Below are 26,351 nucleotides of genomic sequence, written 5' to 3' on the forward strand. Positions count from 1 at the left end.
CGCGTGATTGGAGCCGTAACTCTCGTGTTCGGCGTCCAATCACGCGAGATACGTGTTCGATCACGCGAGTTCGGTGTCGGGGCGCCGCTCAGGAGCCCCAGACCCGTCAGGGCTTCGTCCGCCGCAGCCAGAAGAGCCCGATCACCGGCAGCACCAACGGGATGAAGAGGTAACCCTGTCCGTACACCGACCACACGGTGGCGTGCGGGAAGGCCTCGCGGTCGAAGAGGCTGAACGTGCCGACGGTCAGCACGCCGAGCAGTTCGACGCCGCAGGCGACCAGCGCGATCCGCCACCATCCCGCGCCGCGGCGGGCCAATGCCACGGTGGCCAGGAGGTAGACGACGGCCGCGAACGCGGAGAGCGCGTAGGCCAGCGGGGCCTCGTGGAATTTGGTGCTGATCTGCACGGCGGCACGTGAGGTCGCCGCCAGCGCGAAGATCGCGTACACGGCGACCAGGATCCGTCCAGGGCCGGAGGCCTTGGCCGCCGCGGTGTCCACAGTCTTCTCCTCGGTTTCTTCAGGCACTGGCGCCCGCCCAGACCTCGTGCAGCCGGAGCACCATCACCGGGATGGCGAGGCAGGTGATGCCGAGGATCGCGGTGCTCGACCGGGTGCGCTCGGCCAGCGCCCAGAAGGTCCCGAGCGGGAGCACGACCAGGCAGCCGATCAGATACGCGAGGTAGGTGGCCATGCTGCCGGGGCGGCCGCCGCCGATCAGCTGTACGACGCCGATCACGAGCTGCGCCACCAGGAGGAGCTCGACCACGGCGAGGCCGCCGAGCAGTGCGTTGTCCGGCAGCTTCTTGCGTGCGGACTGCACGAAACTCCATATCGCGACCAGCGTCGCGCAGATCGCGACGGTCACCGCGAAGCCTGTGATCACGTCCGCCTCCTTGACTGCTCCACCGGCGACAACGTACCTCCGGGCTGATCTCCGCCGTCGGGCGACCGGTGGCCCGCGTGGCGGGCGCCACGGGGCGCGACAGTGGTCCAGACCTCGGGTGAATAGATCACGAAGCGCGTTCGGTTGGCGGTCGGCCAATTCGGCGGCGGTTATTGTTTTCGCCGCTTCGACCAGGGATTACGACGTCGGTCCGTTCCTGTTACACACCGACCGGGTGGTTGAAATTCGAGTTGATCTCACGCTGGGTACCCCTACCATTCGGTAGGCTTCGAATTCACGACCCTGAACAGCCCATCCGAACCCCCGGTATGGCGGATTGGCCGTTCGCTATCCGGCGGGTGGAATATTCTCCATCGCGATGGTGCACATGGCCCATCCGATTGGTGCCAAGGAGGGGGCGCTCGATGGACGTCCGGTACGAAGCGTATTGCTTCGCCGATCCTCTGTTCTTCGATGAGCAGCGGGAAAACGGGGACGCCGCCGACGATTTCGCCTCCCTGTTGCCCGCTCCCGAGTCGGGTTGGCGCACCGGAGTGCGCGGAGTATGGCGGCTGCTGCACCCTGATGCTCGAAACCTTCCTTTGCAGGGCTGGAAAATCCACGTATCCGCAGGTTTGGGCAACGCCGAGCGCGTGCTCGTGAAGGTGCACGAGCATTGTGTCGAGCACGAGGTGGCCTACAAGCATCTGCGTTCGCGGGGCACCCTGCTGGCAAGGAATTCGAAATACGCTCCGCGTGACGGAAGCGGAAAGTTGCTCACTCTTTATCCAGCTGACAACAACGAGCTCGAGCGCGTTCTCGTCGAGTTGTCCGCGAAGCTCGACGGGGAACCCGGGGCGTACATTCTCAGTGATCTCCGGTATGGTGCCGGGCCGCTCTACGTCCGCTACGGCGGATTCGCCGAGCAATGGGTCGAACTCGACGGCAAGCGGGTCCTCGCGGTCCGTAAACCGGACGGCACGCTGGTGCCGGATAAGCGCGAACCGACCTTCTCCGTACCCGACTGGGTGACGATTCCGGAGTTCCTCGCCCCTCATCTCGCAGCTCGCAAGGGTGGCGGCGCGGATCGATTCCCCTATCAGGTGAAAAGCTCGCTGCACTTCTCCAACGGCGGCGGCGTGTACCTCGCCGACCGGAAGGCCGACGACGAGCGGGTGGTCCTCAAGGAGGCCAGGCCGTTCGCCGGCCTGGACCGCGACGAGGTCGACGCCGTCGAACGCCTCCGCCGCGAGCACGAGGTGCTGGACCGGCTGAAGGGCATCGACGGCATCCCCACCGCCTTCGACCGCTTCACCGTCTGGGAGCACCACTTCCTGGCGATGGAGTACATGCCGGGCGTCTCGCTCGGCAACTGGCTCGCCCGCAACTACCCGCTCACCCGGCGCGACACCACCGAGGCCGACATCGCCGCGTACACCGAACGCGCGTTGGCGCTGGTCCGGCGGGTGGAGGCGATGGTCGGCGAGGTGCACGGCCGAGGCATCGTCTTCGGCGACCTGCACTCCCAGAACATCCTGGTCGACGGCGGCGACGGCGAGGATGGGAAGGACGACTCCGTCTCGCTGATCGACTTCGAGATGGCGTCCGACGTCGAAGCCGGCACGCGGCCCGCCCTCGGTGCCCCCGGTTTCCGCGCCCCGCGGGACCGGAACGGGTTCGAGGTCGACGAGTACGCGCTCGCCGTCCTGAAGCTGTGGATCTTCTTGCCGCTCACGACGCTCCTCGAACTCGCCCCGGCGAAGCTGCGCGGGCTCGCGGACTTCGTTCAGCAGCGCTTCGACGTCCCGGAGGGCTACGCCGACTCGATCGTCGCCGAGCTCGCGCCCCGGAACGGCCCTTCGCCCTCGAGCGCGACCGAGCTCGACCAGGACAAGCCGGACTGGGCACTGGTCCGGAAGCAGATCATCGAGGCGATCCTCGCCAGCGCGACCCCCGAACGCACCGACCGGCTCTTCCCCGGCGACATCGAACAGTTCCGCGTCGGCGGAGCGTGCTTCGGCTACGGCGCGGCCGGCGTCCTCCACGCCCTGAAAACGGTCGGCGGCGAGCGTCACCTGGAGCACGAACGCTGGCTGCTGGACTCGATCCGCCGCGAACCGCCGGGACGCCCGGGGTTCTACGACGGCTCCTACGGCATCGCGTACGTCCTCGACGAGCTCGGATACCGGGACGAGGCCACCAAACTGCTGTCGGCGTCGGCGACGCTGGTCGAGCAGACCACCGACCACGGCCTGGAAGGCGGCCTGTCCGGCATCGGGCTCACCCAGCTGCACTTCGCGGTGGCCCGCAAGGACAACGAGTTCGGCAGGCAGGCACTCGCCACCGCCGTCCGGCTCGCCGAAGCACTCGAAACCGCAGACCCGCCGGGCGGCTTCGCCAGGGCCGGGCTGCTCAACGGCTGGTCCGGTCCGGCGCTGCTGTTCGTCCGGCTGTTCGAACGCACTCGCGAACAGGGCTGGCTGTCCTTCGCCGACCAGGCGCTGGAGCGGGACATCGAGGAGTGCGCCGAGTCCGACGACGGCTCGCTGCAGGTCCGCGACGGCGAGACCCGGACGCTGCCCTACGCGGGTGTCGGCAGCGCCGGGATCCTCATGGTCGCCGAGGAACTCGCGAAGCACCGTCCCGGCGCGGAGGCGTTGAAGAGCCTTCCCGGCCTGCGTGAAGCGTGCCGCGGCGAGTTCGTCATCCACCCCGGTCTGCTGTTCGGACGGGGCGGGCTGATGACCGCGCTGGCCATGGGCGCCGAACCGGACCGGCGCGTCCGCGACGCCATCGACCTGCATCTTTCCCGGCTGGCCTGGTACGCGGTGCCGTACAAGGGCGGCCTGGCGTTCCCCGGCAACCAGCTGCTGCGGCTGTCGATGGACGTCGTCACCGGTGGCGCGGGCGTTCTGCTCGCCCTCGCCGCCACCCTGGACGGGAAGGCCGCGCTGCCTTTCCTGTCCTCCCGAACTGCTGTCCAGTGAGGACGGCGGACCAAGAGATAACTAGTGAAAGGGAACACCATGGAACTGGTTCTCGACCTGCAGGCTCTGGAAACCCCCGAGGTCCTCGAAGGCGGCGGCGGTGGCAGCCACGGCGGCGCGAGCAACCTCAGCCTGCTGGCCTCCTGCGCCAACAGCACGATCAGCCTGCTGACCTGCCACTGAGTCACGGCTGAGCACTGAGGGCGCGGGAGCGGCACAGGCCAAGTGCGCCGCTCCCGCGCCTTCATTTTGCCGTCTGGTTCGTCTCGTTGGGATCACGTTGTAAGGAGTGGGATGGCGGGTTCAGCCGATCGCCTGCTGGTCACCGTGACCCTGCTCGATCGCCCCCGCCTGATCGCGCTGATCCTCAGCGCGCTCGCCGGGACGGCGGCGGGACTGCTCCTGCCCGGCGCGCTGGCGGCGGCGGTCGACGCCGTCGTGGCGGGCCGCCCCAGCCTGCCCGAAGTCTCCTGGCTCATCGTCCTCGGTGTCACCGAGATCGCCGTCGGCCTGATCGGCGGGATCCTCACCGCGCGGATGACCTCGTCCGCGACGGCCTGGCTGCGCCGCAAGCTCACCGACGGCCACCTCGCGCTCGGCACCAGATCGACCTTCGCCGACGGCGACGCGATCAGCAGGCTCACCGGTGACTGCACCGGCGCGGGAATGATCGCCTCGGTCGTCGTCCAGCTCGGATCGACCACCCTGATCTCCGGCGGGGCCGTCGTCCTGCTCGCGCTGATGGACTGGCGGCTCGCGCTCGTCTTCCTCGGCAGCATCCCGTTCGGCCTGATGCTCGCGCGCACCCATCTGAGGAACACCGCCGACGACGTCCTCACCTATCAAGAGGTTTCCGGCGAGCTGGCGGCGAGAATGGTCGACGCGGTCGCCGGGCTCCGCACGATCGCCGCGTCGGGCACCGCCGACCGTGAGGCCGAACGGGTGCTGCGGCCGCTGCCGAAACTGAGCCTCGCCGGCCGCGGGATGTGGCGTACCCAGGCCAAGATGGTGTGGCGTTCCGGTCTGCTGCTGCCCGCGGCGGAACTCGCGGTGCTCGCCGCCGCCGGTTTCGGCGTGATGGAAGGCAGACTGTCCGTCGGACAGGTCCTCGCGGCGCTCGGCTACGTCGCGCTCGGCATGGGCCTGATCACCCAGATTCCTTTGCTCACCACACTTTCCCGCGCGCGCTCGTGTGCGCGGCGGATCAACGAGGTGCTCGACTCGCCGGTCCCCGAACCGGGCGACCTCGGTGTCGTCGTCGGGCAGGGCACGCTCGAACTGCGCGGTGTCACGGTCGAAGGGGCGTTGCGGGACGTCGACCTGGTCGTAGCGGGTGGCCGGTTCACCGCGGTCGTCGGCCGGTCCGGTTCGGGGAAGTCCGTGCTGGTCAACGTCCTCGGCGGACTGCTGGCCCCGGACGAGGGGACGGCGACGCTCGACGGCCGTCCGCTGGAGCGGCTGCGGCCGCACGAACTCCGCGCGGTCGTCGGGTTCGCCTTCGAACGGCCGGCGCTGCTCGGCGCGACCATCGGCGACGCCGTCGGCTACGGCTCGTGGGCGGGTGAGGCCGCCGTGCGCGCCGCCTGCCGGTCCGCCCAGGTCGACGACCTGATCGTCCGGCTGCCGGACGGATACCGGACGCCGCTTTCGAAGACCCCGCTTTCCGGCGGGGAGGCACAGCGGATCGGGCTGGCGCGCGCGATCGCGCACGCGCCGAAGGTGCTCATCCTCGACGACGCCACGGCCAGCCTCGACACGGTCACCGAAGCCGCCGTGGAAGGAGCGATCGAACGCACCCTGCCCGGCAGGACCCGGGTGGTGGTGACTCATCGCGCGGCCACCGCGTCGCGGGCGGACGCGGTGGTGTGGCTGGAAGACGGCCGGGTCCGCGCGGTCGGCACGCATGACGAGCTGTGGCGGAATCCGGCCTATCAAGCGGTTTTCACCGGCATGGGGGCGGAGCAGAGGTGAACATCGAAGACCGGACCGAGCACGACCCGAACCCGCTGTGTCCTCGCGGTGCGGGTTCGCCAATGGGCACCGAGGCTGCGCAATGAGCGTCTGGGGGCTCTACCGCTCGGCGCTGGCCGGGCAGTGGAAGGGCGGCTTGGTCCTGCTGGCGTGCTCCGTACTGGAAAGCGCGCCCGCGTTCTTGTCCGGTCGCCTGGTCGAACTCGCGGTTGACGAGGGGTTTGCCGCGGATCGGCCGGGCACCGGACTGCGTTGGCTCGCGGTCTTCGGGCTGGTCGCCGTGATCGGCGCGCTGGGTTCACGGCTGGTGTGGCATCAGCTCGGCAAGGTCGTCGAGCCGTTGCGCGACGCGCTGGTGACCGCTGTCGTCCGCGGGGTCCTGCACGACCCCTCGCCACCGCGGAACCAGCCGGACGCCAGCGGTGTCGCCCGCATCACCCAGCACGTCGAAGTGGTCCGCGACGCCACGGCAGGGCTACTGGTGCAGGCACGCGGGATGATCGTGACGACGGTGGCGGCGCTGGCGGGGCTGTTCACCGTCGCCGGTTCGCTCGCGTTGATCGTCTCGATCCCGGTGGTGGTCGCGGTCGGAGTGTTCGCCTGCCTGCTCCCGTCACTGGCCCGCCGTCAGCGTGCGCTCGCGCTGGCCGACGAGCGGACCGCCGAGGTCGCGGGCGCGTCGCTGTCCGGTATGCGCGACGTCGTCGCGTGCGGCGCGGAACCCCTGGCAGCGCTCGAACTCTACGACGCCGTCGACACGCAGGCCGCTGCCGCCGTGCGGGTGGCGCGGTCCGGAGCGGCCAGGACGGTGGTGATCGCGACCGGCGGTTTCGTGCCGCTGCTCCTGGCGTTGCTGGTGGCGCCGGGCATGGTCAAGGACGGCACGCTCACCGCCGGCGCCGCGCTCGGCGCGCTCGTCTACCTGGCGACGACGATGCAGCCGGCGCTGCGCGGGCTGGCCGCGACCGCGAGCACCGTGGTGCTTCGGCTGATCGTCGCGTTGCGGCGGCTGGCGGAGACCGCGCAGGCCGAACCGGAACCCGACGGCACGGCCGAACCCGACGGGACCGCGATCTACGTGCGCGACCTGACCTTCAGCTGGGGAGCGGCGGCGCAACCGGTGGTGCGCGGCCTCGACCTGCACCTGCGGCCGGGGGAACGGCTCGCGGTGGTGGGGCCGAGCGGGATCGGCAAGTCGACCTTGGCCGGGCTCCTGACCGGGATGCTCGAACCGCAGGCGGGCCGTGTGCTGCTCGGCGGGGCGCCGGTCCGGGAGATCCCGGCGGCGCTGCGGCACCGGATGGTCGCGTTGATCCCGCAGGAGGCCTACGTCTTCGCCGGGACCGTGCGGGACAACGTCGGCCTGTTCGCGCAGACCGCGACGGACGGCGAACTGGCCGCGGCGGTGGCCGCCGTCGGTGCGGAACCGCTGGTGACGCGGCTGGGCGGACTCGACGGCGAGATCGGGCACGGAATGCTGTCCGCCGGGGAGGCGCAGCTGATCGCGCTCGCGCGGGTGTACGCGAGCGACGCGGGCGTCGTCGTCCTCGACGAGGCGACCTCGCACCTCGACCCGCCCGCCGAAGCCCGCGCGGAGCGGGCGTTCGCCGAGCGGGGCGGGGTGCTGGTGGTGATCGCGCACCGGCTGTCGTCGGCGTTGCGCGCGGACCGGGTCCTGGTGATGGACGGGAAGGAAACCGCGCTGGGCACCCATCTCGAACTCATGGACCGGTCCACGCGCTACGCCCAGCTCATGCACGCGTGGGCGCCGCGGCTACCCCAGCCCAGTGCCCAGTTCTTCCAGCGCGCTCCTGAGTAGACCTTCGACGGGGACCGGGCGCCGGGACTCGCGATCGACGAAGACGTGCACGAAGTGCCCCTCCGCGATCATCGTCTCCTTCGAGTACATCCCGACCTCGTAGCGGACACTGGATCGGCCGAGATGCCCGACCCGCAGGCCGACTTCGAGCTCTCCGGGGAACGACACCGAAGCGTGGTACTTGCACTGCGATTCCACGCACAACCCGATGACCCCGCCGGTGTCGATGTCGAGACCGCCGCGTTCGATCAGCCAGGTATTGATCACGGTGTCCATCACCGAATAGTGGACGACGTTGTTGACGTGCCCGTAGACGTCGTTGTCCTTCCACCGCAGCGGAACCGTCTGCCAGTGCGGGTACTCGTCGTTCACCACAGCGTCACCGACTCACGCAGGATGACGGCGAGATCCGCTTCGGACGCCTCACGCGGCGCCGTCGCCAGCAGGCGTTGTTGTTTCACCGTGCCGGAAACCAGCGAGTCCACATCGGACTCGGTGTAGCCGACGGCGCCGATCCCGTTGGGGATCCCGATCTCCCGCATGATCTGCCGCAGCACCGCGGGCAGGTGGTCGGCCAGATCGCCCGGCCATTCGTAGTCCGGCGCGAGCAGCCGCGCCACCCGCAGGTGCCGGTCCGGGGCGGCGTCGAAGGTGAAGCGGAACGCCGCGGGCGCCGTCAGCGAAACGGCCATCCCGTGCGGCACCATCGCTTCGTCGCCCGGATACCCGGACGGATGGAACTCCCGGACCTGCCCGGCGATCGGATACGCGTTGGCGTGCGGGATGTGCACCCCGGCGTTGCCGAAGCCGAGGCCGGCGAACGTCGCCGCGAGCGCCATCGCCTCGCGTGCCTTCATGTCGGAGCCGTCCCGTACGGCCGCGGGCAGTGCCCACGACAGCAGCCGCAGCGACTGCTCGGCGAACATGTCGGCCAGCGGATTCGAGCCACAGTAAGGAACCCGGTCCTCCGGGCGCTTCCGGTCGAACTCGGTGTACGGCTTGGCCGTGTAACTTTCCGCGGCGTGGCAGAGGATGTCCATCCCGCTCGCGGCGGTGACCTCGGGCGGCTGCGAGACCGTCAGCCGCGGGTCGACCACGGCGAGGCTCGGCCGCATCCGGAGATGGCTGATGCCGCTCTTCACCCGCAGTGACAACACGTCCAGTACGCAGACGGTGGTGCTCTCCGAGCCGGTCCCGGTGGTGGTCGGCACCGCGACCAGCGGTTTCAGCGGCGAAGCGGGCGCGCGGCCGCCGCCGACCGGGGCGTTGACATAGTCCATCAGGTCGCCGTCGTTGCTGGTCAACAGGTTCACCGCCTTCGCGGTGTCGATGGCCGAACCGCCGCCGACGGCGACGAAGGCGTCCCACTCGCCCTGTCCGCGGGCGAAGTCGACGGCCTTGCGCATGCTGACGTCGGTCGGCTCGACGTGCACGCCGTCGAAGACGACCGCTTCGATGCCATAGCTCTCGATGCCTTCGGCGATCCGTTGTGGCCAGCCCGTCGCGGCGACGCCCGCGTCGGTCAGGACGAGCACCCGCCGGGCGCCGTACTGGGTGAGGTCGTAGCCGATCTCATCGCTCGACCCGGCGCCGTATTTCAAGGCCGGTGCACCGTAAGTGAAAACAGTTTCACGTCCGGCGGTGGCTGAGGTCACGTTTTCGTGCTCCCTTGCTCGAACACGTTCCGAATTTCGGACATTCCACCGCTCCGGGGTCGCCGGAATCGGAAGATCGCTTGACGGCACCGATCACCGCCCGCCTAAGCTCTTCTCATTAGATACCAACCGGGAGCGTCCGTCGCCCAGACGGCCGTGAGGATCCTGACCGAGGCGCAGATCCATCGCGTGTACGCGGTGGTGGGTGAGTCCTTCCTGGATCTGCTCGACGCGCTGCAACGCGAGCGGTCGATCACCTTCGTTTCGGCGAGGCACGACTCCGGCGCGGCGTTCATGGCCGAGGCCGAAGGCAAGCTCACCGAGCACCCGGCGGTGCTGCTCGCCGGCCGCGGCCAGAGCGCGGCGAAACTCGCGATCGGCGTGTCCACGGCGTACCAGGACGAGAGCCCGATGGTCGTCCTCCTGGAGAACCCGCCGTCGGAACCCGGGCCGACGAGCGAGCTGCCCACCGCCGACCTGACCGCCATGCTCGAACCCCTCGCCAAGTGGACCGGCCGCGCGGAATCCCCGGCCGAGGTGCCCGGCCTGCTGGTCGAGGCGCTGAACCGCTGTCGCGAAGGGCGGCCGGGGCCCACCATCGTCGCCGTCCCCGCCGACTTCTGGGGTGTCCCGTTCGATTCGGCCAAACCGGTCGCCTCCGTGCGCCCGCCCGCCACCGGCGCCCTCGGCCGGACCGCGGAGGCGGTCGCGCAGCTGGTCGACGAGGCCCGCTACCCGGTGGTGATCGTCGGCGGCCGGGCCCGTGCGGCACGCGACGAGCTGATCGCCGTCGCCGACGAACTCGCGCTCCCGGTGTACAACGCGTTCCGCCGTCAGGACGCCTTTCCCGAGAACCACGCGCGCTACGCGGGCCACCTCGGCATCGGCATCCCCGCGCGGCAGCTCGACGCGCTGGAGCGCGCCGACCTCGTGCTCGCGCTGGGCACACAGCTCGACGAGGTCACCACGCAGTCCTTCCGCTATCCGACGCCGTCGCAGACGTTGGTGCTGGTCGGCACCGGGATCGAGCCCGCCCGCCGCGGCGGACTGACCTTCCGCGTCGACTCCGAGGTCGAGCCGTTCCTGCGCGAACTGCGCAACGTCGCCTCGCCACGGCAGCGGCGCGCGTCGGCCGCGAACGCCGCCGTGCACACCTTCATGACCCCGCCCGACACCAGCGGTGCCACCCGCATCCATCCCGCCGACGTCATCCGCGCGGTGCGCAAACTCGCGCCCGAAGACGCGATCGTGACCAGCGACGCGGGCAACTTCGCCCAGTTCATGCACCGATACTGGTGTTTCACCGCCCCGCGCAGCCAGCTCGGGCCGAGCAACGCGGCCATGGGCTACGCCGTTCCCGCGGCGGTCGCGGCGAAACTCGCCGAGCCGCGCCGGACGGTGATCGCGATGGTCGGCGACGGCGGCGCGTTGATGACCGGGCAGGAGATCGAGACCGCCGTTCGCTACCGGGTCCCGGTGACCGTCCTGGTGTTCCAGAACGGACTGCACGGCCCGCTCGCGGTGCATCAGGCGCGCAAACACGGACGGCTCACCGGGGTCACCGTCCCCGTCACCGACTTCGCGTCCTGGGCGCGAGGCCTCGGCGCCGCCGGATACACCGTGGACGACCCAGAGGAACTGGAGCCGATCATCGCGAGCGCGCTGGTCCGGCAACGGCCGTGCGTCATCGACATCAGGACGGATCCGGACGTGGTGGCCCCGGACATCCGGTTGACGAGCCTGCTGGGCGCCGCGAGGCCACAGCAGGGCGGCCAGTAGCGGCCGGGCGGTACTTTCTCAGGGGATACACAGAATCCCTTGTCGGACAGCCTTCACCTGCTTCAAAAGGTGGGAAAGCGGTGACGACTCGGCCGACTTTCGGTCGCGGAGACCGGATTTTGTCGGTCGGCCGTGGCACAATCGCCGCAACACCGAGAGTCCGATATGGACCGTAGCGATCACCGGTGGGGTTGTTGGCACGCAGTACTTAACGTCGTACTACGAGCGTTGTGTTGACACTGGGAGAAAACATGGCTGACGAGACGAAGCCACAGGACAAGTCCGTTTCCGGCGTGGTGCCGGTGCAGTTCAGCGCGGACGCGGAGACCCACGACATCGCTGTCGTGGCCACGAACCGGGAGGCGTTGCGCCGTTCACCGTTCGGCGCGGAGGCACCGCTGCGCGCGGCGAGTGGCGAATAGCCGCGAGGGCCGGGCGGTGAGGAGCGGGGCCGCGAGGGTAGTGTCGTCCTAGGGCCGAGTTGCCTGAAGAACACAGTTGTCCGAGGCCACAGTGCGGCCCGGCACACCCAGGTGATGAGCCTTGTCCGCCTGCATAGGGTGTGCTTTACTGATTCAGGTCTCGTTTTTTGTGTTCGTGTTGGTTCACGCTCGCAGAACTCAGCGGGCGTAGTGTCTCCTCGTGTTTCCGGGGAAGCAAACCGTCTGGTCATGACCCGGGCTGCCGACGTGGCTTCCTGTTTGTTTGTGTTGCATATGGAGATTTTATGACTCAGGGCACTGTGAAGTGGTTCAACTCCGAGAAGGGGTTCGGCTTCATCACTCCCGACAACGGCGGCGGCGACGTCTTCGTGCACTACAGCGAGATCAAGGGCAACGGCTTCCGTACCCTCGAGGAGAACGCCCGCGTGGAGTTCGAGATCGGGCAGGGCGCGAAGGGTCCGCAGGCCACCTCGGTCACCGTGATCTGATCCAGGTTTTCCAAGCAGGGCCGTCTTCCCTCGGGGAGGCGGCCCTGCTGCTTTTCCGGGGCGGCCCGGTCGTGAGTGGCGATTCGGGTCAGAGCCAAGGGAAGTCTCAGGTGCCTACGTGGGTTCAGGCTGCGGTTGATGCCAGGCCCCGGTCCGTGAAGGACCCCTTCCCTCGGCTCAGCCGAGGAAACTCGACCTTCGCACCTTGCCCAAGTACGTGAAGGACTCCAGTCGGGCGTTCACGTGAGTGGTCGCCGGTTCGTGGGGATGTCGTGAAGGGCCCCTTCGAGACGGTGAAGGTCTCAAAGGGGCCCTTCACGACATGTCGGGCTGAGCTCAGCCCTGCGTGAGGCAGACCTGCTGCCGCGGGCGGGCAGGAACGCCATCTTGAGCCTCGGCGCTACAGCGACATGTACTTCAAAACCAGGCATCACGCACGAAGCGCCACAGGTCACGCAGTGGGTACCTAGGAGGAGGCTCGCCAGAACCCGAATCGCCACTCACGACCGGCGGGCACCCATCGTCCACGCTTTCCTGGTAAGGCGACTCTCAGGTGGGGGAGACGAGTCCCGCCTCGTAGGCGAGCACGATCGCCTGCGCCCGGTCCCGTAATCCGAGCTTGGCGAGTATCCGGCCCACATACGTCTTGATGGTCTGCGCCGAGAGCACCAGATCCGCGGCGATCTCCGGATTGGACCGTCCTTTCGCGATCAACCGCAGCACTTCCCGCTCGCGTTCGGTGAGCACGTCGAACCTCGCCGGCGACGGCCGCGGAACCGGCGCGCTCGCCACGAAGTTCGCGATGAGCCGCTTCGTGACGGCGGGGGAGAGCAGCGCGTCACCGGCGGCGACCACTTCGATGGCGTTGATCAGCTCGGCCGACGGCGCGTCCTTCAACAGGAACCCGCTCGCGCCCGCTCGCAGCGCCTCGTAGACGTACTCGTCCAGGTGGAACGTCGTCAGGACGAGCACCTTCGGCTTCTCGCCGTCACCTTCGAGCAGCCGCCTGGTCGCTTCGAGACCGTCCATCACCGGCATCCGGATGTCCATCAGGACGACGTCCGGTGGCGTGGCCAAGGCGGAAAGGCCCGCGAGCGCCGCGATCCCGTCGCCTGCTTGGCCCACCACGTCCAGGCCCGGTTGCGCGTTCAGCAGGCCGGCGAAGCTCTCCCGCACCAAGGCCTGGTCGTCGACGATGAAAACGGTCGTCACGCTTCGCCCACCCCCGGGAGATCCAGCTTGACGGCCACGCGGAAACCGCCGTCGGCCCGCGGCCCGGCCTCGTGGGAACCGCCGATCAGGGTAACGCGTTCGGCGATCCCGGCGAGGCCGGTGCCGTCGTTCAAGGCAGGCCCAGCAGGCCGTGCAGGCGGCCCGTTTTCGACGAGAATCTTGAGCCCGTCGGGTTCTCGCCGCACCTCGACGTCCACTTTCGCCCCCGGGCTGTGCCGGGCCGCGTTGCTCAGCGCCTCCTGCAGGATCCGGTACGCGGCCAGCTCGACCAGGGCGGGAACGTCGTCGCGGGCGGAGATCTCCGCGCGGATCTCGATCCCGGACGCCCGGCAGCCGTCGATCAGCGACGGCACCTCCGCGAGCCCCGGCTGCGGTTCGTGCTCCGGTTCGGCCTCCGTGTCACGCAGCACACCGACCAGCCGCCGGGCCTCGTCGAGCGCTTCCCTGGCCGCGACCCCGATGGCGCGGAACTCCTCCTCCGCGGCCTCGGACACGTCCGGGACGCGGTAGCGCGCGCTGTCGGTCCGCAGCGCGATCAGCGAAAGGTGATGGCCGATGATGTCGTGCAGTTCCCTGGCGATCAACGCGCGTTCCTGCAACGTGGCCCGTTTCGCCCGCTCCTCGACCGTCGTGCGCTCGGCCGCGTCGGCCTGCTCCAGCGCCCGGCGGCGTTGCTGCATCCCGTATCCGGCCACGATGGTCGCGGTCACCACGATCAACGACCACACCAGGGTCTTCGTGCCCGTCCGCGGTAGCTGGGCGATGCCGACCCCGACGGCCAGCGTCACGGCGATGATCGAGATCCCCCTGCCCTGCCCGGGTTTCGTGCGGGCGAGCGTCAGCGCGAGCACCGGGAGATACGGCAGGACGTGGATCTGCAACGGCCAGTCCGACGCCGTCCGGCCGAACAGCGCGTAGTCGGCGGGGAAGAGGACCGCGATGATCGCGCTGACCATTCCCGCCGCCGCCACCCGGACGGCGGTCAGCGGGAGTTTGACGACCAGCAACGGCGGCACGATCTGCAGGATCAGCAGGAAGAAGATCAGCGGCACACTGCCGCCCCCGAGGTAACGCGCCCAAGTGCCGTAGGTCAGGCCCATCAGCACCGCGAGCGCGGATCCGGCGAGGACGGCCTTGATCCAGACCGGGACGCGCCACCAGGCCGACGGCGGTTCCAGGTCGGCGTCGCGTCCGGTGAGGAGCGCCCAGCCCAGGGAGCCGCCGTACGTGTCCATGGCTCGAACGCTAACGACGCCGCGGACCGGGCACATCCCCTCGTGGGGGACACCGGTAGGCCCCTGCGGGGTGACGCGGACTGCTCGCCCGGGCGGGATGTGCCGGACGGTGGCGCGCGGTCAGGCTCGGGTCATGAACGACATCAGAGGGCTGATCCGGCTGTCCGCGTTCGCGTGGCTGGCCGCGGGCCTGGTCATCGCGGTCTACGTGGAGATCGTCAACGCCGGCGCGGTCGATCCCCTCGCCACCACCTTCAGCGAGTACGTCCACGTCGGACAGGGCGCGCGGCTCGTCGGGGTCGCCATGCTGGCCACCGGCTTCGGCGCGCTGACCGTCGCGGGCGGCGTCCGGCTGTCCGGGGCGGTGTGGGCGGCCAGGCTCGTCGCCTTGTTCGGCGTCGGGCTGTGCGTGCTCGCGGTGTTCCCGCAGGAACCGATGGACCAGCCGCTGACCTGGCACGGCGCGATCCACCGGTATGTCGCGCTCGCCGCTTTCGCCGCGTTGCCGCTGGCAGGGCTGGTCCTCGGCGCGGCCCGGCGGCTGTCCTACGCCACGTTGGCCGCCCTGATGGTCTTCGTGGCGACGTTCCTGGTCGACGCCCGTGCGGTGACCGGAGTGGCCGAACGCGTCCTGCTGATCCTCGAACTCGCGCTGCTGGTCGCCTTCCTCCGCGGAGGTGGCTTTGTGATGCAACCTCGTGCAACTCTTTCTTTCACGGCCTCGACGTCGTTTCCTTGTAGGGACTTGGCGCGGCAGCGGAGGACATGTGGGCGAAGCGGTTGCGGGGATCGTGGCGAACCCCGCTTCGGAGCGTGATATCCAGAGCCTGCGTTCGGCACTGAGAGTGGCCGGGGTCGGCCGCGTGATGGTGTGGACCGAGGCGGGGAAGATCATCGGCACCGTCCGCCGGATGGTGGACGCGGGTGCGAGCGTGGTCATCTGCCTTGGCAACGACAGCATGATGCGGGCCGCCGCGGCCGCCTGCGGCGACGTCCCGCTGCTCATGCTGCCCGCCGGGAGCACCGACGAGTCCACCGTCGCCGGGCTCGCCGCCGGGCTGCTGGCCACCCATCAGGTGGACGCGGACCTGGTCACGAACCGCGCGACCGTGCTCGAGGTGGTGACGAAGGCACGCCGCGAGATCGCGCTGACCGACGTCAGCGTGTGCTCGGAAAGCCGCTGGGATCCCGCGTCGCTGACCGAGCTGTACTGCACGTTCGCCGTCCCGGACGGGGTCGGGTTGTCGAGTATCCCCGGACGGCTCTGCCCCAGTCCCAAGTCCACTGTGGACGGTGTCGCGGTCTCGCTCGGGCCGGTCGACGAGACGCCGTACGTCGTGCAGGCGCCGATCGCGCCCGGCGAGGTCCGCGCGGTGGGCGTACGGGGCTGGAGCGTGCTGTACGCCGGGGTCCGCGTCGACCTCGCCGCCGGCGGTGGCTCCATCGCGCTCGACGGGCAACCGCATTTCGTCCTGAAGCCGGGAGAGAGCGCTTTCGTCGAGCTGAAGCCCGACGGCCCGTGGTGCGTCGACGTCCGCGCCGTGATGGCCGAGGCCACCAGGACCGGCCTGCTCCTCGGCCGCAAGCCGACCGGGTCCTTTCCCGCGACCCACCTGGTGGACGCGCCCTTCAGCGGGTAAGCCCGCCCAGATCACAGAAGCCTTCCGCACGCCGGGGCCGCCGGGCACACTGGTCGAAACCGACCAAAGGAGTGGGCCAGGTGCGGCTGGAGGCGGCTTTGCCGGTCGGCGCGGATCCGCGCCGTCACGCGCGCGCCCTCGCCGAAGTGCACGAGGCCGCCCTCTCCGGTCGCGCGCTCCCGAGCCATCCGCGTGCGGTCATCGGCGCGTCCTGGCAGCGGATGCGCCGGCTCGGCCTGGACCCGGACCGCGGCGCGCCGGTTCCCGCGCTCGACCTGGAACAGCTGGAAGCGCGCCGTCGCGAGAGCGGTCTCGCCGCCGTCCTGCCCGCCCTGCGTGGCGGCCTGATCAGCCTCGCCGAACAGGCCGCGCACATCATGGTCGTCGTCGACGCGGACGGCCGCGTCCTGTGGCGTGACGGCAGCACCGCGGTCCGCCGTCGTGCCGACGGGCTCGGCCTCGTCGACGGCGTCGACTGGCGTGAGAACGCCGTCGGTACCAACGCCATGGGAACCGCGCTGGTAGTTCGGCATCCGGTGCAGGTCTACTCGGCCGAGCACTACGTCCGTAGCCAGCACGACTGGACCTGTGCCGCCGCGCCGCTGCACGATCCGAGGGACGGCAGGCTGCTCGGCGTCGTCGACCTCTCCGGCCCGGCCTCCACCGTGCATCCGACCACCCTCGCACTGGTCGACACCGTCGCGAAGCTCGCCGAAGCGCAGCTGCGCACCACCCATCTCTCGGAGCTCGAACGGCTGCGCGGGCTGGCGTCACCCCTGCTCACCAAGGTGAAGGGCCGGGCGGTGATCGCCGACCCGCACGGCTGGATCGCGGCTTCGGCGGGCCTCGTCCCGGTCGGCCGGATCGCGTTGCCGAACGACGCGACCGCGGGCCGGACCTGGCTGCCCACCTACGGGAACTGCCTGCTGGAGCCGCTGCCGGGGGGATGGCTCGTCCGGCTCACCGAGGAGGAGGACGTGCCACCGACGCGGGTCGTGCTCGATCTGAGGTCGGCGCGCGAGAGCACGCTGCGCGTCTCGGGCGAGGCCGGCACGTGGTCGCATCGGCTGAGCCCACGGCACGCGGAGATGCTGTACCTCCTCGCGCGTCATCGCGAGGGGAGGTCGGCGTCGGAACTGTCGAACGACCTGTTCGGCGACGCGGGCCGCACCGTCACCGTCCGCGCCGAGATGTCCCGGATGCGGCGGCACTTCGGCGGGATCCTCCTGGGGAGGCCGTACCGTTTCGCGGACGAGGTCGAGGTGCTCGTCGAACGGCCCGCCGACGGCGACGTCCTCCCGTATTCCGTCGCGCCCGCCGTCCGCGCCTGAACCTCCACCCCAGGTTCAACCCGGCGATGGTCCCGGTCCACCCCTCGGCGTGCCTAACGTCCGTGTCATGGGAAAGATGAACGCGAAAGGTCTGTTGGCGCTGGTCGTCGCGGGGGTCGTCGTCCTGCTGGGCTTCCTGGCCTACCGGCTGATCCTGGTCGAGATGATCACGCGGCTGGGCGAGCACTGAGGGGGGAGATGGGGAAGCGGGAGCGGCCGCTGCTGCCGGACACGATCGCGCCCAGCTGGCTGGTCGTCCAGCTGCTCGGCACGGCCGCGGTCGTGGTGGTCCTGCTGACCGCGAGCGAGTCCAGCGCGTGGATCTGGACGGCTTACGGCGTTTGCGGGGCCTGCTGGCTGGGTTTCGTCGTGGCCTCCCCGCGGTTCCCCCGGGTGGCGACCGTCCTGCTCGCGGTGGCGAGCGTCGCGCCGTCGATCGCGCTCGGCTGGGCGGAGGACTCCTCCGCCATCGTGCTGGCGGTGGTCACGGTCAGCCGGTTCGCCACCCTGACCGAGCCGTCGGTGGCCGCCATCATGGGGGTGGTGGGGCTCGACGCGGGCCTCGCGGCGGTCACCGGCCTGGTCGCGGGCGCGTCCGGGCCGCTGGTGCTGGGCAACGTCGGCGTGCTGCTCGTGCTGATGCTGCTGGGGTTGAACCGGCGGCAGTACGAGGTGCAGGCGGCGCAGGCGGCCGCGCTGCTGGAGCAGACCAAGCTGGCGCAGACCGAACACGCGCGGGCGGCCGCGCTCGACGAGCGCACGCGGATCGCCAGGGAGATCCACGACGTCCTCGCGCATTCGCTGGGAGCGCTGGGAATCCACCTGGAGGTCGCCGAGGCACTGCTGGCCGAGAAGTCCGATGTGGACGGTGCGCTCGGCAGGGTCCGGTTGTCGCGGCGGCTGGCCGCGGACGGGCTCGCCGAGGCGCGGGACGCGGTCGCCGCCTTGCGCAGCGACATCCCGTCGCTGGCCGAAGCCTTGCGGCGGCTGGCGGACGCACACCACGACGGCGTGTCGTTCGAGGTCGAGGGGGAGCAACGCCCACTGCCGTCCGCCGAGGTGGTCTCGCTGGTGGGCGTCGCGCGGGAAGCGTTGACCAACGCGGCCAAGCACGCCGCCGGGCAGCCGGTGTCGCTCCGGCTGCGCTTCACTCCGGCGGAGGTCCGCTTGCGGGTGTGGAACGAACTCGGCGAAACCAGCCGATCGGCGGACGCCGGCGGATTCGGTCTCACCGGGATGAGGGAGCGGCTCGCGCTCGCCGGTGGCACGCTGACCGCGGGCCCTGCCGACGGGCGCTGGACGGTGGAGGCGGTGGTGCGGGCGTGATCCGAGTGGTCGTGGTCGATGACCAGCAGGTCATGCGCGAAGGGCTCGTCGCCCTGCTCGGGCTGATCGACGGGGTCGAAGTCGCAGGCTCGGCAGGTGACGGAAGGCAAGCGCTCGACCTGCTCGGCCACACCGCGGCCGACGTCGTGCTGATGGACCTGCGCATGCCCGTCCTGGATGGGGTGGCCGCCACCAGGCTGCTCAAACGCGATCACCCGGACGTCGCTGTCGTCGTCCTCACGACGTACGCGGACGACGCCTCGATCGCGGACGCGTTGCGCGCCGGAGCCCGCGGCTACCTGACCAAGGACGCCGGACGCGCCGAGATCGGAGCGGCCATCCGCTCCGCCGCCAACGGACAGGCGATCTTCGCCGCCGAAGTCTCCGACAGACTCGTCGCCGCGCTCGAAGCCAGAACGGTCACGCGCGCCAAGGTCGACCTCCCGGACGGGCTCACCGCCCGCGAAGCCGAAGTGCTCGGCCTCATCGCGCGCGGGTTGTCGAATCCGGAAATCGCCACCCAGCTGTACATCGGCGAGGCCACCGTGAAAAGCCACATCAACCACGCGTTCGCCAAGATCGGTGTGCGCAATCGTGCGCAGGCCGTGCGCTACGGACTGGAAAAGGGCCTCTGAGATCACGTGCAGATGACACACGCCGGTGTCACTGGCTGCGCTGATCCCGACTCGGATACCTTCTTTGCGGGTAGAACCAATGGGGAGGATCGGCGATGACGAGCACTGTGACCCGGCCGGGGCCGCCGGGGAGCCCCGCGCCGCCCCCTGCGCCGGAGGGCCGCAGCGGGATCGCCGGGCTGCTCGAACTGCCGGGGAACGGGATCCGCGCGATCATCCGGTCCGCCGCGACCACGCCGGGCAGGCTGTCGGTGATCGCGATCGGTCTCGTGCTGCTGTCGCTGGTCGCGGGACTGTTCGGCACGCTGGCCGCGCAGGACAAGAAGGACACGATCAACGGCCTGATCGACCACCGCGAACCGCTGGCCGCCGCCGCGCAGCAGGTCTACCGCGCGCTTTCGGACGCCGACGCGACCGCGGCCAGTTCGTTCCTCTCGATCGGCACCGAGCCGCTCCCGATGCGCCAGCGGTACGAACGCGACATCGCGGAAGCCGGGGCGGCGCTGGCGAAGGCGGCATCGGACTCCTCGGGCGTCGACGAAGCGGCCGAGCAGATCAACATCCTCGGCCGCGAGATCCCCGTCTACACAGGACTGATCGAGACCGCGCGTGTCTACAACCGGCAGGGTTATCCCGTCGGTGCCTCGTATCTGCGGGAGGCATCCGAGCTGATGCGGGCGAAAATCCTTCCCGCCGCACAGGATCTGTACCGCATCGACACCGACCGGCTCGCCGCCGAACAAGACGACGCGACCGGATTCCCTTGGCTGGCAACGGCTTTGGTGCTCGCACTGCTCGCCGCGCTGATCGTCACGCAAGTGCATCTGACGCGGAAGACCAACCGGCTGCTGAACGTCGGCCTCGTCGTCGCGACGGCGTCGGTGGTCGTCGCCCTGCTGTGGGGCGCGGTGGCTCTGATCGTGCAGAGCAGCCTCGTCGGCAGCGGCGAGGAAGACGGCTCGCACCAGGTGGACGTCCTCGTCCGTGCCCGCATCGCGGCGCTGCAGGCGCGAGCCGACGAAACGCTGACCCTCGTCGCCCGCGGCGACGGCGCGGCGTACGAAAAGGACTTCGGTGACCTCGCCGCGCAACTCGGCGGCACCGACGGGCAAGGCGGTCTGCTGGGCGAGGCACGCGGTCTCGCGGCGGGCGGCGCGGCCGCGGAGAAGGTCGACGCGGCGATCCAAGCGGCGTCGGCGTGGTTCAAGGCGCATGCCGAGGTGCGGCGCCAGGACGACGACGGCTTTTACCAGGACGCCGTCGGCACGGCCACCCGCGACGACAAGAAGGACGGCGCGGCCGGGGCGTTCCTGCGGCTCGACGAGAACCTGGTGGCCGCGATCAACGTGGGACGACAGGAATTCCTCGACGACACCCGCGGCGCCGAACGCGCGCTGACCCTGCTCCCGCCGGGGATCGCGGTGCTGGCGTTGCTCGCGGCGGCGGGGTCCGCGTTGGGAATCCGTGAACGGCTGAGGGAGTACCGGTGATACGGAACGGTCTGCGAGGGGCCGTGCTCGGCGCGGTCCTCGTGCTGGCGACGGCTTGCGGCAGCGCGGGGGCACCGGTCGACCCCGAGCTCGTCGGCGACGTCGCGCCGCCGTTGCCCGCGAACGTCGGCGGCGCCGACAACGCCGGCGGTGGCGGGACGACCGACACGAGCTGCAACCCGTTGGCCAGCCTGCGGCCGACCAACGGCACGTCGATCACCAGCGGCTCGACGATGGCGAAGATCAAGGAGAACGGCAAACTCGTCGCGGGCGTCGACCAGACGACGTTCCTGTTCGGTTTCCGGAATCCGACGTCGGGCCAGCTCGAAGGCTTCGACATCGACATGGTCAACGAGATCGCGAAGGCCATCTTCGGCAGCGCGGAAGGCCGCGTGCAGTTCCGGGCGATCCCGTCGAAACTGCGCGAAGAAGTGCTCGAGAAGAAGCAGGTCGACATCGTGGTGCGGACCTACAGCATCACCTGCAGCCGGCTGAAGAGGGTCAACTTCTCGACCGCGTATTACCAGGCGGGGCAACGGATCCTGGTCGAATCCGGGTCGAAGGTCACCCAGCTTTCGGACCTCGGCGGACGGCGGGTGTGCGCGACCAAGACGTCGACCTCGCTGACGAAGATCGCGTCGGATCCCTCGAAGCCGGTGCCGGTCTCGGTGGACAACTGGTCCGACTGCCTGGTGATGCTGCAGCAGAAGCAGGTCGAGGCCGTGTCCACGGACGACGTCATCCTCGCCGGGATGCTCGCGCAGGACCCGACGCTGAAGATCGTGGGGGACCGGTTCACCGAGGAGAACTACGGCATCGGTGTCCCGAAGGAGAACGAGGACATGGTGCGGTACGTGAACGCCGTGCTGGAGAACGTGCGCGGTGGCGCGTGGCAGTCGATCTACGCGAAATGGATCGGGAACAAACTCGAAGGCGGGACGCCGCCTTCGGCGGTGTACAAGTGAGAACGGGCCGTTCGGGATCCGCTCCCGAACGGCCCGCTTCTTCTTACGGGGACTTGTCGCCGATCACCGGCGGCACCGGCTTCATCTCGCCTTCGTAACCGCCGAACAAGACGTCGGCGTCTTCCTCCTGCAGGTAGTTCGGGGCCTTCTTTTCCTTGTCCTCTTCCTTCTGCCCCTTGCCACCGGGAGCGCCCGCGCCCATGGCGCCCGGCCCGCCGCTCTTACCCGCGGCGGCCGCACCTCCGCGCGTGACGCGCTCCTCCGGCAGCTTGCCCGCCCCGGACCCGCCGCCCTTGCCCGCGAGCTTTTCGGCGTCACCGGCGGAAACCTTGCCGCCCGCGAGCCGCTCGGCGACATTGCCCGACCCGCCGTTGCGCCCGAACCCGCCACTGGTCAATCGGTTCGCCGCACTGCCACCGGGCCCACTCGGCGTCCGGCCGGGCTTCCCGCGATACTGCTCGCTGCCCAGCCGCCCGAGACCGGTGGGGCCAGGCCCGTTCATCGCGGCCAGCCCCGGCGTCGGCCCCGGCCGGAGCGACCCCTGCGACCCACCGAACGGCTGATTCGGCCCGGACACCCCGGTGTGCCCGCCGCCCGTGGTGATCCCCGGCCCCGGCGTCGGCCCGCTCGGCCCACCACCCGGCCCCGGCATCCCAGGCCCAGGACCACTGTTGGGCCCCGGCCCACCACTGAAACCCTTGGCCTCGGTACCCCCGGAAAACCCGGACGCCGCCGTCGAATCACCCATCTCCGGCGGCGGAGCGAACGTGGGCTGCTTGGAATTGACGTCGAAGAGCGACTGGTCGTAGGTGTGCATCACCTGCGCGGCCTGCTGATGCGCCTGGAACGACTGCTCCTGCTTGGCCGAGATGTTGCCGACCGTGTCCACCGCACCCGCGTAATTCCCCGACGCGAGCTGGCCGAGGGCGTTCTTGTACTCGGTGTTGCGGTCGAAAGGGACCTCTTCGGGCATGGAGTTCTTCGCGGTGGTGGCCGCGGCCGCAGACTGGGAGAACCGGTTGGACGCGAGATACGCGCCGTCACCCGCGGTGTCGGCCCACTTGCTGACGTTGGTGAAGAAGTCGGTGACCGACTTGGCACCGTCCCCTTGCCAGTGCTCGCCCTCTTTGCCGATCGCGTCACGGACGGCGTTGCTGAAGGTGTTCAGAGAGTTGCCCTGGTTGTTCCAGAGCTGCCCCTTCTCGTCGATGTCCCCCGGATCGAGGTCCTGCGTGACCATGTTCTTCAGCTCGCCGTGTGGGACGGCTTCATAGCGCTGTTCCGACGGATTGAGCCCGGTACGGAACTGCTGGCCCTGCGTGAGCGCCGCGGCCTGATCCGCCGAGTACTGGCCCGCCTTCGCCTCGGCCGTCAACCTCGCGGTCAGGGAGTTCCCACCGGGGCCCGCGTTGGTCTCGTTGTACGTGTCGGAGTACCGCTTGCCCTCGTACGTCCGGCCGGTGTTACCCAGCGCCGAGAACTTGCTGTCGAAGTCGTCTTGCCCGACGTTGACCATGGTCCCTCTCGTTCCGTAGTCAGTTGCCTCTAGGCAGCTTCGGTTCAGCGGCCGTCGCGATCTCGCGGGAGAGCGCGCAGGCTTCCTCGTTGGTTCCCTTGTTCAGACCGGTCGATGCCGTCATCCGGGCGTTCGGGGTGACGGCGATCGCCACCGTGCAGGCTTGTTTGCCAGCGTCTCCGGGAATTTCGACCGCGTCCCGTTCACCGACCTTCGTCGGGATCTTGGTTCCTTGGCCGGCGGACAGTTGGTCGATTCCGGCCTCGGGAACGAGGTAAAGGGTTACCGAGCCGTACCCGTACTTCCGTGTGCCGCAGCCGTTGTCGCTTTCGTAGGTTTCCTCGACCGGTGAGGCGAAGTCCTTGGCCGTAGTCGTCGGCTCCAGCAAATCGCAGGCACTGAGGTTCCTGAACACATCGGCCGGCTGAGTGCTGGACTTGATAGCCGCAGCCTGAGGCACGGCACTGCCTGCAAGCTCGGACGAACACGCACTGGCCGAAATCGCGAGTACCGCGATCGGTGCGAGCAGGGAACCTCGATGTGAGCGAAGGGTCATCAGCCCACCCTGGGGAGTTTGGGCTCAGCGGCGACGGCCAGTTCCCGGGCAAGTGCGCAGGCTTCTTCGTTCGTTCCCTCGTTGAGGGACGTCGATGCCGTCATCCGGGCATTGGGGGTGACGGCGATCGCCACCGTGCAGGCTTCCGTCCCGGAGTCGCCTGGAATTTCCACGGCTTCACGGCCACCGACCTTGGTCGGGATCTTGGTTCCTTGTCCTGGGGACAACTGGTCGATCCCGGCCTCGGGGACGAGGTAGATGCTCACGGAAGCGTAGCCGCGCTTTTGGGCCGCGCATCCGTTATCGCTCTCATATCGTTCAATTTCCGGGGCAGCGAACCCTTTGGGTGTCGTGGTGGGTTCGAGAAGATCGCATGCTTTGAGGTCACCGAATACTTCACCTGACCGGGCGTCCGAGATCGCCGGTGTCGCGCTCGGTTCCGCGGCGATGGCGCTGCCTGGAAGCTCAGTCGAACAGCCGCTAGCCGCAACCGCGAGCATCGCGATCAGCGAACCGAGGCGGACACGAGACGTCATCAGCTTCCCTTGGGCAGCTTCGGTTCAGCGGCCGTCGCGATCTCGCGGGAGAGCGCGCAAGCTTCCTCGTTGGTTCCTGTCTGCTCGAGAGTCGTCGACGCTGTCATTCGCGCGCCAGGGCCAACGGCGACAGCGACTGTGCAGGCATCGGTTCCTGCGTCACCCGGGATTTCGACGGCATCGCGCCCGTTCAGCTTGGTGGGGACTTTGGTTCCTTGCCCAGGCGACAGCTTGTCGATCCCTGCGTCGGGGACGAGGTAGATGCTGACGGAGGCGTAGCCGCGTTTCGCTGTCCTGCATCCGTTGTCGCTCTCATAGGTCTCCACCCTGGGAGACTCGAACCCCTTGGCCGCGGTCGTCGGCTCCAGCAGGTCGCACGCCTTCAGATCACCGAAGGTGTCTGCAGGATCGTTGCCGGAGGAGGTCGCTGTGGAGGGATTGGGTGACTTCGGTGCGGGGGTAGCTGTTCCAGGTGTCTCCGACGAGCAAGCGGTCACGGTGATCAACGCGACCGTCAGGGCCGGTAACAGGCGGTGGCGGAGGTGAAGTTTCATTGGAAGAGGTCAGCCCTGTTTCAGATTCTTGAATGCATCAACGCCGTGTTCGTCTTGCTGCTTGTACTTGGTCTTTGCCAGCTCGATGGCTTCCTTGGCTCGAGTCACGATGTCTCTCAACATGTCCAACTGCTTCTTCGCGGACAAGTCGTCACCATCCGCGACCAGAACCGCATGGTCGCCGATCCGCTGGGCGTATGTACCTGTGCCCAGCTTCGGCTTTTCCGTAAGGCGTTGGAACATGCCTTTGTTGTTGTTCCAGTCGTAGAGGTAGTCATCGATGGCGGTCTTCAACGCCTCCCCGGCCTCTTCGCTGACCTTGAAGTCCCCGTCCTTGGCGGCCTTCACCATCCGGTCGGCCTGCGCCGAGAAGTCGCCCAGAATGTCCGAGAAGTTGCCCGGCGGTCCGCCGGTGCCGTCAGTCATGGTCTCTCCCCTGTACCAAGTCCCGGTTACTCGTAGCGCTCGTCAGATCACGATATCAGCGGGAACGGCCTCGAAGCCCGCCTTCCGGCGAGGATCACGCGCTGCCGACGCGGGCGGCTTCGACCAGGTCGTGGACCCATCGTGCCAGGTGAGAGCCGCTCGTCGGGGTGAACGTGCGGCGGATTTCGCCGTCGGGGAAGCGGTCGGTGGTGAGCATGAAGCGGCCCTGGACGCTGTCGAACCACTGGACGCTCTTCTGCTGCGGTTTGCCCCGGTCGTCGCGCAGGGTGAGGCTGATCGTGCCCAGTCGCGCGAGCGGGTGTTCGAAGAAGCGGCCGGCGGCGCCGAGGCGGAGGTTGTCCGGGTCCTCGTCGAACGGGTCGTCCGGTCGTTTGGACGGCGGGAGAGTGCTGGACGTCGTCACTCGTCCGGGGAGCGGCTGGAGTGACGGCAGATAACCGAGCAGGGTCGCGACGACCTGTTCGGGGTAGACCGGCTCGAAGAGGATGTCGAATCCGCGTTGCTGGCTCACGACGCCGAGACTGCTGTTCCAAGCGCCCCGGTAGAGGTATTCGGCGTCCTGCTCGACTTCGTGCGCCTCCATGGTGACGACGAAGTCCGCGGTGGCCCAGAGCCGGAGCGTCTGTTCGTAGTCGCGTAGCAGTGCGCGGTCGCGGGCGAAGCCTCGATCGGCCAGCTCGGCCCAGATTTCTTCGCAGTGCCGCTCGCGTTCCGTGATGGTGGTTCCGACGGTCGGGATTTCGTAGGGCAGCACGAATCTGCCGAGCCCGAGTTCTTCGAGTACGACGTCGAGCTGGGCCATCGACATCGAAAATGACGCAGGCACCGGTCCCTCCCCCTCATCACCTGCTGAATCGG

At 69.1% G+C, this 26,351-nt stretch carries 27 protein-coding genes; 15 read left to right on the forward strand and 12 right to left on the reverse strand.

Annotated features, from left to right (window positions below; all coding sequences use genetic code 11):
- Positions 1–106: 106 nt before the first annotated feature.
- Together DL990_RS05535 and DL990_RS05540 are read right to left on the reverse strand one after the other, a co-directional pair.
- Positions 107–529 carry a hypothetical protein gene (locus DL990_RS05535; protein WP_199746227.1) on the reverse strand — a complete coding sequence of 141 codons (423 nt, stop codon included), beginning with the start codon at positions 527–529 and terminating at the stop codon, positions 107–109.
- A complete protein-coding gene (locus tag DL990_RS05540; RefSeq protein WP_125787371.1) occupies positions 522–887 on the reverse strand; it encodes a hypothetical protein in 366 nt (121 codons plus the stop codon). Before DL990_RS05540 ends, DL990_RS05535 begins: the two co-directional genes overlap by 8 nt.
- 425 nt (positions 888–1,312) lie before the next feature.
- On the opposite strand from DL990_RS05540, the gene lanKC reads away from it, so the two are divergent.
- The 4 genes from lanKC to DL990_RS05560 all read left to right on the forward strand — a co-directional run bounded on the left by lanKC (position 1,313) and on the right by DL990_RS05560 (position 7,664).
- On the forward strand, positions 1,313–3,874 hold the full coding sequence (gene lanKC / locus DL990_RS05545) for a class III lanthionine synthetase LanKC (protein WP_125798087.1): 2,562 nt from the start codon (positions 1,313–1,315) through the stop codon (positions 3,872–3,874).
- A gap of 39 nt (positions 3,875–3,913) precedes the next feature.
- On the forward strand, positions 3,914–4,057 hold the full coding sequence (locus DL990_RS05550; protein WP_125787373.1) for a SapB/AmfS family lanthipeptide: 144 nt from the start codon (positions 3,914–3,916) through the stop codon (positions 4,055–4,057).
- A gap of 111 nt (positions 4,058–4,168) precedes the next feature.
- A complete protein-coding gene (locus DL990_RS05555) occupies positions 4,169–5,845 on the forward strand; it encodes an ABC transporter ATP-binding protein (protein ID WP_125798088.1) in 1,677 nt (558 codons plus the stop codon).
- A gap of 82 nt (positions 5,846–5,927) precedes the next feature.
- Positions 5,928–7,664 carry an ABC transporter ATP-binding protein gene (locus tag DL990_RS05560; RefSeq protein WP_125798089.1) on the forward strand — a complete coding sequence of 579 codons (1,737 nt, stop codon included), beginning with the start codon at positions 5,928–5,930 and terminating at the stop codon, positions 7,662–7,664.
- Here DL990_RS05560 and DL990_RS05565 read toward each other — a convergent pair.
- Entirely contained in the window at positions 7,620–8,039 is a 420-nt protein-coding gene (locus DL990_RS05565) for a thioesterase family protein (RefSeq protein WP_199746228.1), read from the reverse strand. The genes DL990_RS05560 and DL990_RS05565 overlap by 45 nt on opposite strands.
- On the reverse strand, positions 8,033–9,265 hold the full coding sequence (locus DL990_RS05570; RefSeq protein ID WP_125787376.1) for a hydroxyacid-oxoacid transhydrogenase: 1,233 nt from the start codon (positions 9,263–9,265) through the stop codon (positions 8,033–8,035). The genes DL990_RS05565 and DL990_RS05570 overlap by 7 nt, the downstream gene beginning before the upstream one ends.
- 171 nt (positions 9,266–9,436) lie before the next feature.
- Here DL990_RS05570 and DL990_RS05575 point away from each other — a divergent pair, with 171 nt between their 5' ends.
- The 3 genes from DL990_RS05575 to DL990_RS05580 all read left to right on the forward strand — a co-directional run bounded on the left by DL990_RS05575 (position 9,437) and on the right by DL990_RS05580 (position 12,029).
- Positions 9,437–11,098: a thiamine pyrophosphate-binding protein gene (locus DL990_RS05575; protein ID WP_255431331.1), complete on the forward strand. Its 1,662-nt coding sequence runs from the start codon at positions 9,437–9,439 to the stop codon at positions 11,096–11,098.
- A gap of 251 nt (positions 11,099–11,349) precedes the next feature.
- Entirely contained in the window at positions 11,350–11,520 is a 171-nt protein-coding gene (locus DL990_RS41440) for a hypothetical protein (protein WP_199746230.1), read from the forward strand.
- A gap of 305 nt (positions 11,521–11,825) precedes the next feature.
- The gene (locus DL990_RS05580; protein ID WP_005163378.1) at positions 11,826–12,029 is read left to right on the forward strand and encodes a cold-shock protein; all 204 of its coding nucleotides are present in this window, start codon (positions 11,826–11,828) and stop codon (positions 12,027–12,029) included.
- A 549-nt stretch (positions 12,030–12,578) separates the two neighbouring features.
- Here the strand turns inward: DL990_RS05580 and DL990_RS05585 are convergent.
- Positions 12,579–13,241: a response regulator transcription factor gene (locus tag DL990_RS05585; protein ID WP_125787378.1), complete on the reverse strand. Its 663-nt coding sequence runs from the start codon at positions 13,239–13,241 to the stop codon at positions 12,579–12,581.
- Positions 13,238–14,497, reverse strand: a complete 1,260-nt coding sequence (locus DL990_RS05590) for a sensor histidine kinase (protein WP_158632589.1) — start codon at positions 14,495–14,497, stop codon at positions 13,238–13,240. The genes DL990_RS05585 and DL990_RS05590 overlap by 4 nt, the downstream gene beginning before the upstream one ends.
- A gap of 133 nt (positions 14,498–14,630) precedes the next feature.
- Between DL990_RS05590 and DL990_RS05595 the strand changes: the two genes are divergently transcribed.
- From DL990_RS05595 to DL990_RS05625, 8 genes are all read left to right on the forward strand, one after another.
- The gene (locus DL990_RS05595; RefSeq protein ID WP_158632590.1) at positions 14,631–15,314 is read left to right on the forward strand and encodes a DUF998 domain-containing protein; all 684 of its coding nucleotides are present in this window, start codon (positions 14,631–14,633) and stop codon (positions 15,312–15,314) included.
- Positions 15,265–16,137, forward strand: a complete 873-nt coding sequence (locus DL990_RS05600) for an NAD(+)/NADH kinase (RefSeq protein WP_125787381.1) — start codon at positions 15,265–15,267, stop codon at positions 16,135–16,137. The genes DL990_RS05595 and DL990_RS05600 overlap by 50 nt, the downstream gene beginning before the upstream one ends.
- A 71-nt stretch (positions 16,138–16,208) precedes the next feature.
- Positions 16,209–17,468: a GAF domain-containing protein gene (locus tag DL990_RS05605; protein WP_125787382.1), complete on the forward strand. Its 1,260-nt coding sequence runs from the start codon at positions 16,209–16,211 to the stop codon at positions 17,466–17,468.
- Positions 17,469–17,535: 67 nt separating this feature from the next.
- On the forward strand, positions 17,536–17,658 hold the full coding sequence (locus tag DL990_RS42125) for a hypothetical protein (protein ID WP_255431313.1): 123 nt from the start codon (positions 17,536–17,538) through the stop codon (positions 17,656–17,658).
- A gap of 8 nt (positions 17,659–17,666) precedes the next feature.
- Positions 17,667–18,794 carry a sensor histidine kinase gene (locus DL990_RS05610; RefSeq protein WP_125787383.1) on the forward strand — a complete coding sequence of 376 codons (1,128 nt, stop codon included), beginning with the start codon at positions 17,667–17,669 and terminating at the stop codon, positions 18,792–18,794.
- Entirely contained in the window at positions 18,791–19,429 is a 639-nt protein-coding gene (locus DL990_RS05615; RefSeq protein ID WP_125787384.1) for a response regulator transcription factor, read from the forward strand. Before DL990_RS05610 ends, DL990_RS05615 begins: the two co-directional genes overlap by 4 nt.
- 95 nt (positions 19,430–19,524) lie before the next feature.
- Positions 19,525–20,919, forward strand: coding sequence for a hypothetical protein (locus DL990_RS41215; protein WP_158632591.1), 1,395 nt, complete (start codon positions 19,525–19,527; stop codon positions 20,917–20,919).
- Entirely contained in the window at positions 20,919–21,884 is a 966-nt protein-coding gene (locus DL990_RS05625) for a glutamate ABC transporter substrate-binding protein (protein WP_125798451.1), read from the forward strand. Before DL990_RS41215 ends, DL990_RS05625 begins: the two co-directional genes overlap by 1 nt.
- A gap of 43 nt (positions 21,885–21,927) precedes the next feature.
- On the opposite strand, the gene DL990_RS05630 is transcribed toward DL990_RS05625, so the two are convergent.
- From DL990_RS05630 to DL990_RS05655, 6 genes are all read right to left on the reverse strand, one after another.
- Complete coding sequence (locus DL990_RS05630) at positions 21,928–23,400, reverse strand: PPE domain-containing protein (RefSeq protein WP_125798092.1); 1,473 nt, start codon at positions 23,398–23,400, stop codon at positions 21,928–21,930.
- A gap of 19 nt (positions 23,401–23,419) precedes the next feature.
- The gene (locus tag DL990_RS05635; RefSeq protein ID WP_125798093.1) at positions 23,420–23,956 is read right to left on the reverse strand and encodes a hypothetical protein; all 537 of its coding nucleotides are present in this window, start codon (positions 23,954–23,956) and stop codon (positions 23,420–23,422) included.
- On the reverse strand, positions 23,956–24,492 hold the full coding sequence (locus tag DL990_RS05640) for a DUF3558 family protein (protein WP_125798094.1): 537 nt from the start codon (positions 24,490–24,492) through the stop codon (positions 23,956–23,958). Before DL990_RS05640 ends, DL990_RS05635 begins: the two co-directional genes overlap by 1 nt.
- Entirely contained in the window at positions 24,492–25,046 is a 555-nt protein-coding gene (locus DL990_RS05645) for a DUF3558 family protein (protein ID WP_125798095.1), read from the reverse strand. Before DL990_RS05645 ends, DL990_RS05640 begins: the two co-directional genes overlap by 1 nt.
- Positions 25,047–25,055: 9 nt before the next feature.
- Positions 25,056–25,472 carry a hypothetical protein gene (locus DL990_RS05650; RefSeq protein ID WP_125798096.1) on the reverse strand — a complete coding sequence of 139 codons (417 nt, stop codon included), beginning with the start codon at positions 25,470–25,472 and terminating at the stop codon, positions 25,056–25,058.
- A gap of 94 nt (positions 25,473–25,566) precedes the next feature.
- Complete coding sequence (locus DL990_RS05655) at positions 25,567–26,319, reverse strand: ESX secretion-associated protein EspG (RefSeq protein ID WP_233620403.1); 753 nt, start codon at positions 26,317–26,319, stop codon at positions 25,567–25,569.
- Positions 26,320–26,351: the final 32 nt, after the last annotated feature.

Origin of the sequence: Amycolatopsis sp. WAC 01416, from assembly GCF_003947485.1 — a bacterium.
Classification (GTDB): domain Bacteria; phylum Actinomycetota; class Actinomycetes; order Mycobacteriales; family Pseudonocardiaceae; genus Amycolatopsis.